Annotated in this window: 9 protein-coding genes; 5 read left to right on the forward strand and 4 right to left on the reverse strand. The window is 58.4% G+C overall.

Annotated elements, in window-relative coordinates:
• Positions 1-121: 121 nt before the first annotated feature.
• Both AC0L2D_RS08320 and AC0L2D_RS08325 read right to left on the reverse strand, forming a co-directional pair.
• A complete protein-coding gene (locus AC0L2D_RS08320) occupies positions 122-1,477 on the reverse strand; it encodes an MFS transporter (RefSeq protein ID WP_473540773.1) in 1,356 nt (451 codons plus the stop codon).
• A 46-nt stretch (positions 1,478-1,523) separates the two neighbouring features.
• Positions 1,524-2,525, reverse strand: coding sequence for an NAD(P)H-dependent flavin oxidoreductase (locus tag AC0L2D_RS08325; RefSeq protein WP_473540774.1), 1,002 nt, complete (start codon positions 2,523-2,525; stop codon positions 1,524-1,526).
• Positions 2,526-2,641: 116 nt separating this feature from the next.
• On the opposite strand from AC0L2D_RS08325, the gene AC0L2D_RS08330 reads away from it, so the two are divergent.
• Positions 2,642-3,568: a LysR family transcriptional regulator gene (locus AC0L2D_RS08330; RefSeq protein WP_473540775.1), complete on the forward strand. Its 927-nt coding sequence runs from the start codon at positions 2,642-2,644 to the stop codon at positions 3,566-3,568.
• A gap of 599 nt (positions 3,569-4,167) precedes the next feature.
• Here the strand turns inward: AC0L2D_RS08330 and AC0L2D_RS08335 are convergent.
• A complete protein-coding gene (locus tag AC0L2D_RS08335) occupies positions 4,168-4,446 on the reverse strand; it encodes a hypothetical protein (RefSeq protein WP_473540776.1) in 279 nt (92 codons plus the stop codon).
• 780 nt (positions 4,447-5,226) lie between these two features.
• Here AC0L2D_RS08335 and AC0L2D_RS08340 point away from each other — a divergent pair.
• From AC0L2D_RS08340 to AC0L2D_RS08355, 4 genes are all read left to right on the forward strand, one after another.
• On the forward strand, positions 5,227-6,657 hold the full coding sequence (locus AC0L2D_RS08340) for a phosphomannomutase (protein WP_473540777.1): 1,431 nt from the start codon (positions 5,227-5,229) through the stop codon (positions 6,655-6,657).
• Positions 6,657-8,072 (forward strand): mannose-1-phosphate guanylyltransferase/mannose-6-phosphate isomerase, encoded by a 1,416-nt coding sequence (locus tag AC0L2D_RS08345; protein WP_473540778.1) that lies wholly within the window; start codon positions 6,657-6,659, stop codon positions 8,070-8,072. Before AC0L2D_RS08340 ends, AC0L2D_RS08345 begins: the two co-directional genes overlap by 1 nt.
• 230 nt (positions 8,073-8,302) lie before the next feature.
• A complete protein-coding gene (locus AC0L2D_RS08350; RefSeq protein WP_473540780.1) occupies positions 8,303-8,563 on the forward strand; it encodes a helix-turn-helix domain-containing protein in 261 nt (86 codons plus the stop codon).
• A 298-nt stretch (positions 8,564-8,861) separates the two neighbouring features.
• Entirely contained in the window at positions 8,862-10,769 is a 1,908-nt protein-coding gene (locus tag AC0L2D_RS08355; protein WP_473540781.1) for a putative bifunctional diguanylate cyclase/phosphodiesterase, read from the forward strand.
• A gap of 183 nt (positions 10,770-10,952) precedes the next feature.
• Here AC0L2D_RS08355 and groL read toward each other — a convergent pair.
• The coding region (gene groL / locus AC0L2D_RS08360; RefSeq protein WP_473540782.1) for a chaperonin GroEL at positions 10,953-12,323 on the reverse strand (1,371 nt) is incomplete at its 5' end.

Raw genomic sequence — 12,323 nt, forward strand, 5'->3', positions numbered from 1 at the left:
GGATCTTTTCCTTCTAACCAGGCGATCGGCCCTTCAGAAGGTTAATTTTTACAGCGGCATGGGTCGTCCTCGGCAATGGAAAGGAGGGCGGGGACGCGCACTCGGCGTCCCCGTGAAGATTTCAGATTGCTCTCGCAGGTAGGCCGGTTGGGGCAGCCTCGGGCTCCCCAGCCATCGCGCAGGGGAACCATAGAACATTTACAACTGCGCTCATGATCGCGATCCCAATGGGATAGGCCAGGCCCGCATAGATGTTGCCCGTGTAGGCAACCAGCGACAGGCTGATGAGGGGAACTAGGCCGCCAAACACGCCTGTGCCGATGTGATAGGGCAGCGAGAGCGAGGTGTAGCGCAATTTCGCCGGGAAGAGCTCGACGAGGAAAGCTGCCATAGGGCCATAGACCAATCCGACGAAAACGAGTTGGGCCACGATCAGCGCTGTTACCAAAACGAAGTTCTGGGCAGCGACGGCGGCGGCAATGCCCTGATAGATTGGAACATAGAACGTGGCTGCCAGAATGAAACCGGTGACAATCAACGGGCGGCGGCCGATCCGGTCGGACAAGGCGCCGAAGAAAACGATGAGGGGCGCTCCGATCATCAAAGCAACAGCAAGGCAAATGTTCGCTGTCAGGAAGTCAAGCTTCAGCACGCTTTGCATGAAATACAGCGCGTAGAACTGGCCTGTATACCAGACGCACCCCAAGCCGGCGGTCGCCCCGAACAGTGCAAAGGCTGCATAACGCACGCCATGACCGGTGGCGAAACTCTCGCGGATTGGGCTCTTTGCGGTCTTCCCGCCTTTGCGAAGCTCCTCGAAGACCGGGGATTCGCTCAGCTTGAGGCGCAGATAAAGGGACAGCACGATCAAAACGGATGATAGCAAGAACGGAATTCTCCAACCCCATTGCTTGAAGAGTTCTTCGCCGAGCGACAGCCGGCACGTAAGCACGACGACAATCGCGAGAAAAAAGCCGACGGTTGCCGTTGTCTGGATAAAGCTCGTGAAGAACCCGCGCCGGTTCGCCGGTACGTGTTCTGCAACGTAAACGGCGGCGCCGCCGTATTCGCCGCCGATCGCCAATCCCTGGATCAGCCGAAGGACCACAAGAGCGATTGGAGCGAAAAATCCCGCTGTCTCAAAGGTTGGCAAGGCGCCGACGAGCGCGGTCGCAATGCCCATCAGAATGAGCGTCATCAAGAACGTGCTCTTACGTCCGACGCGGTCGCCGATGCTGCCGAACAGCAGGGCTCCCAATGGGCGCACGAGGAAGCCTGTGGCAAAGGTAGCGACGCTGATCAGGACAGCTGCCGTCGGTTCATTGGCAGGGTAGAAGAGCGTTGAGAAGAAAATCGCCAGACTTCCGTAAAGATAGAAGTCGTACCATTCGATGACAGTGCCGGCGCTTGATGCAAGGACGACGGTCCAGACACCTGGTTTTTGGGCGGAGTCGCCCCTTTCCTGTAGCTGTTGCATGCTGCAATTCCCCTTTTATGTTTTTGAAAGCAGTCGGCCCTCTTCTTTAGGGCCGTGGTTGCTCAGCTCGCGATGCGTGATCGAATGCGTAGACGCCAAGTCTTTCGCTTGCCTCGCGCACCGTTCGGCGGACGATGTCCTTCGCCGATGGCAGATCGCTGATGAGGCCCACCGCCTCACCGACAGTCACGTTGGCCGTGTCATAGTCGCCAGAGGCCCATGCCGCCTCGACTTTCGACAATTCTTCGGAACGCAGCGTGCGCAGCTCTTCTTCCCGCCCGTGCCACTTGTCGACGAAGCCGTTTTTGAGCAGTCGGCCGGTATAGCCAGCCGGCCAAGCCTTCTGACGGACAATATCGTAGACGGAAGTCCGGATTGTCTCGTCGCCAGAGGCAGCGACTACCTTGTCCTTGGCTGCCGGATGAATGAGCGACTCTCGCGTAGCCCAGAACCTGGTTCCCATCAGGATCCCGTCGGCTCCGAGCATCAGCGAAGCGGCCAGGCCCCTACCGTCTGCAATGCCGCCTGCCGCCACGACAATGACAGAAGGCGAAATCTTTGCCACCAGATCCACGACTGCTGGAACGAAGGGCATGGTTGACCGCGCGACCAAGCCATGGCCACCGGCCTCGGTCCCCTGAACTATAAGAACGTCGGCGCCAATGTCGATTGCGCGCCGGGCATGTTCGAGTGTGTGGATCATGCAAATCAGCGGAACATCCGCCTGCCTGACCCGTGCCGCGAGCTTCGCCGGATCCGAAAACGAAAGCATCATCGCGGATGGACGCTCCGCAAGTGCGCGGTCAAACAGGTCAAGGTCGGCTTCGACTGCCCAGGAGATGAACCCGCAGCCAACGCGTTCATTGGTGATAAGCGACGACTCTGTTTCGTACCATTGACGATCAGCATATCCCCCACCCAACAGGCCCAGACCGCCGGCGTCGGCGACGGCGGACGCAAGCGCGCCACCGGCGGCCGGTGTCATCGGGGCAAGGATGATGGGATGCTCGATTCCGAAAAATTCTGTCAGACGCGTGCGTATCGTCATCTGTAGTTCTCCCCGCTTGAGGAAGTTCCCGGAAATCTCTCGTTCACGCTATTGCGACACTTGACTTAAGACAAACGATTAGATCAGATGTTTTTCATCTGAAAAGGAGATGGCTGATGAACAGCGCCGACCTCAGGTTTTTCCAGGCGGTTGTGAGAGCAAACAGTATCGGAGGGGCTGCCGGTGTACTCAACACGGTGCAATCCAACGTCACCGCGAGAATAAAATCGCTTGAAGAGGAAATCGGTGCTCCGCTTTTTCATCGCTCCAGGCGAGGGGTCACACTGACAGCCACCGGCATTCAGCTCGTTCCCTATGCCGAGCGCGTCGGAGAGCTTCTGGACGAAGCCAAGCGCGTCGTCACAGACCGCGGTACGCCGTGCGGTTTGCTTAGGATCGGCTCGATGGAGACCACTGCAGCGCTTCGCCTTCCGCCGATCCTGATCCGCTATGCTGCAGAATATCCAGAGGTCGACGTACTGGTGGAGGCTGCCCCGACTGAAAAGCTCGTCAGTGAGGTCGTCGCACGCAAACTGGATGGCGCGTTCGTCTCCGGCCCCATCGCTCATCCCGAACTGAAGAGCCTATTGATCATCGAAGAGGAGCTCGTTGTGATCTCCTCGCCGCGGTTTCGCAAGCTTTCGGATCTGAAGGCCTTGGCCGCATCACCGGCTCTGAAGGTCCTCGCCTTTCGATCGGGCTGTTCCTACCGCCGCCGCATGGACATGTTCCTGGCGGCGTGTGGGGTTACGCATGGCCGCTGGATGGAACTCGGAACCATGGACGGGATCATAGGCTGCGTCGCCGCCGGGGTAGGGATGGCCATGCTACCTCGGGGGGTCGTTCAGGATGCGGCAGCCGGCGGACACGTCGTCATACACCAGCTACCTGATAACATGCGGTCGGCGCCGACTGTTTTTGTGACGCGGAGCGACGAGTATCTCTCCGCGGCACTTCAGGCTTTCATGACGGTGGCGTCTGAAACCCATTCACGGCCTCGGCCGGCAAGACCAGAGCCGGTGCGACAACTGCAGCGGGCTTAGGAAAGGTGGAGCAAAAACAAAGGGGTCAGTCGCACGCAAACGTCGGCGGATCTTGTTGGCAGCTAGTACGGTCCGTTTGCCCAGAGATCGCTACGATGCTTGAAGGGCGCTGCATGCTGCTGCAAAAGTAAGGAATGAGCACGGATTGGAGTACATGGCAGGCCAAGTGCTCCGCTTGCGCGTGCCATGCGGCCCAAACTCATTTCGCCATTCGGTTAAGGAGCTTGACGTCAGCACTGCTGCTCTTAGATTCGCGGTTCAACAATCAATCGAGATCAGTATGTGACTCTGGTGGAAGGTGACCCGCAGCAGCCTGTGAATAGCCGTAGCCAAGGCTGACGTCTGTGCCGCCCAGTGGACCCGCAACTCGGCCTCACCATGGTAATGATGCGAAGCTGCACCAGCTTCACGCGAGCGGTACCGGCCGTTCGATCCCGGCAGCGCTCTCCACGATCAGGTAGAACGGATCGAGTCAGAACGCCAGCATTCCGATCACGGGAGTGGACGGGACGCTTCGAGCATTCCCGAACCAAGCTTCGACCGGCTTCGCGCCATGACGCGCCATGCCCGCGGCATCCGCCGCCTTGGCGACCACCGTGTCAGAAGCACGGCGTCAAAGCCGAGCTCCATGACGATGGCAGCATGCAAAGGCGCATCGAGCGCAGCGCCTCATATAACCGGCCCGCGCTCACCACGGCGGCATCAGCACCTTGCGCTTCCAGCACCCGCTCGGCGAGGATAGGCCGCCGATGGTGGCAGGGGATTACCGCAAAGCCGTCTTCACACAGGATGCGCGCGGCCCCGACAAGGCCGGACATGTCCGCTTCCAACGCTACTTCGAGCTTGGTCCAGCTCGTGCCGAACTCTCGCGGTGCCATGTTCGCGGTGGTGTCCGCTCTTCCTTGACGGAGTTGCAGCCAGCAGTCCCGGCGGATTGAAGCGGCGCAAACAAGCACGTGGCTGGATCGGGTTGCAGTGAATGCGGCCGTTACGTTGCCGAAAAGGGATGAATGCAGACAAGGGCGAAGGCGTGGATCACGGAGACGACGAAAGCGTCAACTTTTTGGGTAGGCCCTGATCCAACGCAACTCCAGAAACAACTTTCATAGACTTGAGCCGTTGCAGGGCAAGACATTGCTTGGTCGAGCGCCCGCGGTGACGCCATGGTCAGCCAGCCCTCTAGCTGACGTCATCACCTAAATCGCAGGGCCTCTACGATCCTTGTCGATAAGGGCTTTCTAGCCCATCCATGGCATGGATGCATCCAATCCAAACAACCAAGTTTACCGGCCGGTCATGATGCTGCATAGCGAAATACCGGCATGCCCCGATCAGTTATCAATGCCTTTGATCATTAGAAGAGCGGGCCAAAGATTCCGATAGAAGAGGAGAACTGTGCATGCCCCTGACCGACTGTGGAGGCCGGACCTCAGAAGGGCCTCACGGCTCTCGTGACAGAGCGAGCTATAGGGTCCGCTAAAATCCGGCAGCCTTGGGTGGCGAGAAACCCCGTTCTGAGCTCCTGTTTGGGATCGTTCTAGAAATTAGATCGGCCGTTACCGGAGAGAGCGCATATCTGAACTGCAGGTGGCTGAGAGCGATGGCGCATTTAATAGAAGCACTAGCCAACTGCAACATTACACCAGCAAAGCGAAGTCATGAAATTCGGGTCAAGCGGCGTTCGAGGTTTGGATTCGGAATTGGTTGGCGAAGCCAGCGGACTTTATACCGAAGCTTTCGCTTGGCGTTTGATTTCGAGCGGGGTTCAGCCGAATGGTTCAGTCTTCATAGGCCGCGACCTACGTGACAGCAGTCAGGCAATAGTCAACAATTGCTTGGCGGCGTTGGCTTCAAATGGTTTTCAGCCGATCGATTGCGGCGCCATACCTACGCCTGCCCTGGCACTATATGCACGCAGACACGGCACGGCCGCTCTTATGGTCACCGGGTCGCACATTCCAGCCGATCGCAACGGCATCAAATTCTATGGTCCGAATGGTGAAATCAGCAAGGCGGATGAGGCCGCGATGACGCGCTTTGTAGGCGAAAGGTCAGCTGCATATTGCTTGCCACCGGCCCCTCTGGGAACGACGTGGCCTATGCGCCATGAAGAAGCGATCGGCTGTTATCGAGAGCGCGCCAATGACATACTTGAGCCGGGCTCCCTTTCCGGCATGAGACTTGGTGTCTACCAGCACAGTTCTGTCGCGGCGGAACTGTTGGTACAGGTCCTTCAATCGCTCGGTGCCAGCGTAATCGCGGTCGGGAAAACCGGAACCTTCGTTCCTGTCGATACCGAAGCCGTGGACTCGGCAACAATGTCAAAATTGAAGAAATGGGTCCGCGAATTCGGTCTCGATGCCATCGTGTCGACCGATGCGGACGCTGATCGGCCACTCATCGCTGATGAAAATGGCGATCTTTTTCGCGGCGACCTGATTGGGCTCGCAACGGCTCTCTTCCTGAAGGCAGACACGGTCGTGACGCCAGTGACCTCCAATTCGGGCATCACGAAAGCTCTTGGTTTCGAAGTCCGGAGGTCGAAGGTCGGCTCTCCATTTGTCATCGAAGCCATGGAAGCCTCAGGTGGCGCAGCCGGCATCGTCCTCGGTTTTGAGGCCAATGGCGGTGTCCTGCTAGGCTCGGATTGCACGGTGAACGGGAAGACGCTGACCGCACTGCCGACGCGGGACTCGCTGCTCCCAATCCTAGCTGTTCTCGGTACCCTGGCATCGACAAAGAAGAAGCTGTCGGGACTGCGCGGGTTTTGGAACCTTCCGGCGTGCGCGAGCGAACGCCTTCAAGACTTCACTGCGGAAAGTTCGCGCAGATTGATGGATCGCCTCGCAGACCTCGACGCGTTGCGGCAATTTCTCGCTCCGTTCGGGACCGTAGCCGAAGTCGACGAAACCGACGGCCTCAGGGTTCGGATGAGCACAGATGAGATCATACATCTGCGACCCTCCGGCAATGCACCGGAATTGCGCTGCTATTCGGAAGCTTCAACCGAGAGCAGAGCCACGGCGATCGTCGCCTCGGTGCTGAAAAGGGCATTGGCATCCGCGTCACAGACGATAGGGAGCATTTGATGAAAGTGGTTCCGGTCATTATCAGCGGCGGGGCGGGCTCGCGGCTGTGGCCTGCCTCCAGGCAATCGCATCCCAAGCCTTTCCTCAAGGTGGCGGACGGGCATTCGCTCATTCAGCACACCGTGTTGCGTGCGGTCTCGATAGAGGGGGTCGCCGAACTCGTCACCGTGACCTCCAAGGCCCACCTCTACCTCACGAAAGACGATTTTAACGAGCTGAAGTCTGTTGTGCTGCCGCGCACCTTCCTGCTCGAGCCGGAGGGCCGGGACACGGCCGCCGCTGTCGCCGCGGCGACGATCCACACCAAGGCAACACAGGGTCCGGATGCGATCCTGTGCATTTTTCCGGCGGACCAAATCATCGGCGACCTGTCGGCTTTTCGAAGCGCCATGGGCCGGGCGATAGAGCATGCGCGGCAGGGGCACATCGCTGCCTTGGGCATAAATCCGAACAGGCCGGACACAGCATTCGGCTACATCGAGGCCGATGGCGAAAAAGTCGTCCGTTTCGTCGAGAAGCCGGACATCGAGACAGCCAAATCCTATGTCGCCTCCAAACGTTTCTTTTGGAACGCCGGCATCTTCTGCTTCAAGGCGCAGGTCATGCTCGACGAAATGGCTGCGCATTGCCCAGAGGTGATCGATGCCGTTCTCACTAGCTACGAGAATGCTCGCGTCAGTCACGGCGACCATGTTGCCAGCATCGAACTCTCATCTGAGCACTTCGCCATGGCTCCGCGTATTTCACTCGACCGAGCGGTGATGGAAAAAACCCACAATCTCTCCGTCGTTCCATGCGAAATGGGGTGGAATGACATTGGATCGTGGAACGCAATGGCTGAACTGGTCGCCGCTGACGTGAACGGAAACAGGATTCGCGGCGATGTTCACATGATCGACACCATGCGCAGTTACATAAGCTCGGACAAGAGAGTCATCGGCACCGTCGGTATCAGCGACCTGGTGATCGTGGATTCCCCCGATGCCCTGCTTGTCGCATCCCGCGACAGCGTCCAGGATGTAAAGAAACTCTTCGAGGGACTCAAGGCTGCGGGACATGAAGCACACTTACTTCACAGTACAGTGCACCGGCCCTGGGGCACCTACACGGTTCTGGAGGAAAGCGAGCGCTTCAAGATCAAGCGCATCGAGGTTAACCCTGGCGGACGCTTGAGCCTGCAGATGCACCATCACCGCTCCGAGCACTGGGTCGTGGTCAGCGGCACTGCGAAAATAGTCAACGGCGACCAGGAGCTACTCCTGACCACCAATCAATCCACCTATATCCCGTGCGGTCACAAACACCGGCTCGAGAACCCCGGCAATATCGGCCTGGTAATGATCGAGGTCCAAAGCGGAGAGTATCTCGGCGAAGATGACATCGTGCGGCTTGATGACGTATACGGTCGAGCCTGACAGTCCACTTCTACGGGTCCCAAACAAGTTGGCGCACTCGCGAACGTCTTTTTTAGCTATATAGGAATCCGCGAAGATGAGGTCTTGATCTAAACGGTGGCGGCCGCCGCATTAGCGGAGCGCCTCCCACGCCGAGATGCCCCCGGCTCGGGCTTTTCGGCATCCTATCTCAACATCGGCCGCCGCTTGTTTCGCATCTTCGAACGGCCGGTCTCTGCTTTGGAGGCAAAATGACTGCTTCGCCTTTCGCGCTGCCCGAGACAGTACTTACCGCAATTTCAAACGGAAAACCCGCAATTCAGGCATATCGAGAAAATCTTGGCTATTCGACCGAGGAAATGGCCGTGACGAGCGGACTGACGGTAGAGGAGGTCAGGCTGATTGAGTCTGGCCATCCCTCCGACAGGGCATACCGCGATCGGATTGCTCGGGCACTTGGCTTGGCTGAGAGTATCTTCGATGAAATCTCAACCATCCCAAACGCTGCTTGACCTCGCCCTCTGAAGATTACCCGCCGCAGGGGCCGTGAAGAGCATCGCGAAGCCCTTGTGCGTCGCCTTCGGCGGCACGACCAGCGCAGCTTTCGTGCCGCTCCTTCCTAGATCCCAGTTTCGTGCCGAATCCGGGACACCACGACGCCGCGTTCCTTTGGCCGCTGTAGGTCTTCGCAGACATCTCATTGACTAAGCGACGCAAGGCTGATGCCCCGCAGAATCGTTAACCCGTCCTTCAGGGGGTTTGCATAAATCTGCGCTCCGGAAGAAGACCAGAAAGCAAGCTGACTGATCTATGGCCCTGAACAAAGAAGACGCGCTGGATGCCAGAATTCTTCAGGATCAGCTCGCTGATTTGAGGGCCGGTCTCTTCGTGTCAATGCCGATAAGCACTATCCTATCAGGCTTGATTTTGATGGTTCAGGCCCTTTCTGGCGAGGGCTTTGCGGCCGCAGTCTGGTTCTTGATTGTCAATGCTATAAATGTCGCGCGCCTTGCACTAGCCCATTATCAGCTAAATGAGACGGGTCATCAGGACGATTTGAAATGGATTTCGCAGAGGCTTCGCTGGTTTGCGATTCTTGCTCTTATGGCAGGATTTGCCTGGTCCTTTCCTGCCGTCCTCACGGCCGGATACACAACCCCCCAAGCGGCGCTGCATCTGATCATTCTGGCGGGGATTTCAGCAGGTGCCATAACATACGGCAGTTCGTATTCTGCGGCAGCGATCAACTTCATCACACCGCCACTCCTTATCACTGCAGGATGGCTGCTGACGAAAGGCAACTTGGAAGACTACATTCTGGCCTTTGCGGTTCTACTCTTCGAGGGCGGCTTGGTTCGAAGCTCGTTTGTAGGGCAAGCGCGCTTCCGCGAGGCGAGCCGCCTGAGACATGAGGCCGAGCGGCTTGCGGCCGAAATGGAGCGCAATTCCAGGGAGGACCACTTGACGGGGCTGCTCAACAGACGGGGCCTCGAACACGCAATCGGTCAGTACGAGAACACAGACGGCCCCTTCGTGGCAATGCTTATTGACTTAGACGGTTTCAAGTCTGTCAACGATACCTACGGTCACAGGACGGGTGATGAACTGCTCGTCATGATCTCCCGCCGGATAGAGCAAGAAGCGCCCGCAGGCTCAACGCTCGCCCGTATTGGCGGCGATGAATTTGTGCTTTTTTTCCCCTCGCTCAGAAATTCTCCTTCTCCCAGTATTCTCGCATCCAACATCATAGCCAAACTTGCTCGCCCCTATCCTGGGGTCGCGTCCGTCCGGATCGGAGCATCTTTAGGAATATACTTGGCCGAAAGCCCGGGGCTGACAGAAATGTTGTTGCGGGCGGATATCGCCCTTTACACAGCTAAGCGTCGTGGCAGGAACGAATTTTGCCTGTTCGATGCCGAACTCCACAGGGAGCTGCATCGCCGCCAGTCCATTGAACGCGACCTTCATGCGGCGATAAAGACGAGAAGCCTCAGTTCTTGGTTCCAGCCCATCGTAAGACTCGATACCGAGGCCCTGGTTGGTTTCGAAGCCTTGCTGAGGTGGACCCACCCGATTCATAGCGCCATCTCTCCGCCCGAAATCATCATAGCCGCGCGCGAAACCGGAATGCTTCAGCTGCTGACCCATACGGTATTCGCGGACTGTTGTGCTCTTATCGACGGCTTGTTGAAAGCTGACCGCCATGATGTACGTGTGGCAATGAATGTTTCACCGCGCGAACTGGAGGCCGGCGATATCGACGATATGATTCTGAATGGTTTGGCCGCAAAAGACCTGCCACCAACGATGTTCGAAATTGAGATCACCGAAGAATCCCCTGTGGACCCGGACAGAGTGGATGAGAAGCTCGGACGGCTTTCACATGCCGGCATCTCCATCGCGCTCGATGACTTCGGCACCGGCTTTTCCACATTGGCATCGCTCAAGGACAGCCGGATACGCAAGGTGAAAATTGACCAGGGCTTCGTTCGCGGTCTGGCAAGGTCCCGAGACGACCGGCTGCTTGTCAAAACGGTGATCGATCTTGGTAGGACGCTTGGGATCGAGGTCATGGCCGAGGGCGTGGAGACAGAGGCAGACCGACAAATTCTGCACAAGCTTGGATGCAGAACCGCTCAGGGCTTCCTGTTCTCCAAGGCGGTAACTCTGACCCAAGCGCTTGAATTTGCAGTAAAAGAGCACGCGAAAGACTTGTGACCGGTACCAGCTATTGCTGATTTCATCAAGGAGAGCGCCAAAGGACGACATGGGTGCTGGAGCGGACATGAGGTGCGTTATCAAGCGCCATTACGACGATGTAGTTGTGGTTCCGAGAAGTTGGTCAAAAAAGGGCGGCATCGCTGCCGCCCTTTCCGTATCTGGAGGCTGATAGAGGCTGGATTAGAAATCCATGCCGCCCATACCGCCCATGCCGCCGCCGCCCATGCCGCCAGGCATGCCGCCGCCGCCAGCCGACTCCTTCTTCGGAGCCTCCGCGATCATGGCTTCGGTGGTGACCAGCAGGCCGGCGACCGAGGCAGCGTCCTGAAGAGCGGTGCGAACGACCTTGACCGGATCGACGATGCCCATGGCGATCATGTCGCCATATTCGCCAGTCTGGGCGTTGTAGCCGAAGGTCGCGCCCTTGTTCTCAAGGATCTTGCCGGCAACGATCGATGCTTCCGCACCGGCGTTGGCCGCGATCTGGCGGGCCGGAGCCTGCAGCGCACGACGAACGATGTTGATGCCAGCGGCCTGGTCGGCATTGACGCCGGTGGCCTTGATGTTGGCCGAAGCGCGCAGCAGGGCTACGCCACCACCAGCAACGATGCCTTCTTCGACGGCCGCGCGGGTCGCGTTGAGGGCGTCATCGACGCGGTCCTTCTTTTCCTTGACTTCGACTTCCGTCGCACCGCCGACGCGGATCACCGCAACGCCGCCCGCGAGCTTCGCGAGACGTTCCTGCAGCTTCTCCTTGTCGTAGTCCGAAGTGGTCTCTTCGATCTGCTGCTTGATCTGGGCAACGCGGCCCTGGATCTCGGCCTTCTTGCCGGCGCCGTCGACGATGGTGGTGTTCTCCTTGGAGATCGACACCTTCTTGGCGCGGCCGAGCATGTTGAGGCCGACGTTCTCGAGCTTGATGCCGAGGTCTTCGGAAATGACCTGGCCACCGGTGAGGATGGCGATGTCTTCCAGCATGGCCTTGCGGCGATCACCGAAGCCCGGCGCCTTGACGGCAGCGATCTTCAGGCCGCCGCGCAGCTTGTTGACGACCAGCGTGGCCAGAGCCTCGCCTTCGACGTCTTCAGAGATGATGAGCAGCGGCTTCGAGGTCTGCACGACGGCCTCGAGGATCGGCAGCATGGCCTGGAGGTTGGACAGCTTCTTCTCGTGCAGGAGGATGTAGACGTCCTCGAGTTCGGCAACCATCTTGTCGGCGTTGGTGACGAAGTAGGGCGAGAGGTAGCCGCGGTCGAACTGCATGCCTTCGACGACTTCGAGTTCCGTCTCGGCGGTCTTGGCTTCTTCAACCGTGATGACGCCCTCGTTGCCGACCTTCTGCATCGCTTCCGCGATCATCTTGCCGACCGACTCGTCGCCGTTGCCGGCGATCGTGCCGACCTGGGCAACTTCTTCCGAGGTCTTTATCTTCTTGGCGTTCTTGATCAGTGTCGCAACGACGTCGGTTACCGCGAGATCGATGCCGCGCTTCAGGTCCATCGGGTTCATGCCGGCGGCAACGGCCTTGTGGCCTTCCTGGACGATCGACTG

It is taken from the genome of Mesorhizobium sp. WSM4833, from assembly GCF_055811095.1.

Excerpts from the sequence above, each read along its gene's own strand:
- AC0L2D_RS08350 (WP_473540780.1), top strand. The coding sequence starts at position 8,303 with ATGACTGCTTCGCCTTTCGCGCTGCCCGAGACAGTACTTACCGCAATT.
- AC0L2D_RS08355 (WP_473540781.1), top strand. The coding sequence starts at position 8,862 with ATGGCCCTGAACAAAGAAGACGCGCTGGATGCCAGAATTCTTCAGGAT.
- AC0L2D_RS08345 (WP_473540778.1), top strand. The coding sequence starts at position 6,657 with ATGAAAGTGGTTCCGGTCATTATCAGCGGCGGGGCGGGCTCGCGGCTG.
- AC0L2D_RS08340 (WP_473540777.1), top strand. The coding sequence starts at position 5,227 with ATGAAATTCGGGTCAAGCGGCGTTCGAGGTTTGGATTCGGAATTGGTT.
- AC0L2D_RS08320 (WP_473540773.1), bottom strand. The coding sequence starts at position 1,477 with ATGCAACAGCTACAGGAAAGGGGCGACTCCGCCCAAAAACCAGGTGTC.
- AC0L2D_RS08325 (WP_473540774.1), bottom strand. The coding sequence starts at position 2,525 with ATGACGATACGCACGCGTCTGACAGAATTTTTCGGAATCGAGCATCCC.
- AC0L2D_RS08330 (WP_473540775.1), top strand. The coding sequence starts at position 2,642 with ATGAACAGCGCCGACCTCAGGTTTTTCCAGGCGGTTGTGAGAGCAAAC.
- AC0L2D_RS08335 (WP_473540776.1), bottom strand. The coding sequence starts at position 4,446 with ATGGCACCGCGAGAGTTCGGCACGAGCTGGACCAAGCTCGAAGTAGCG.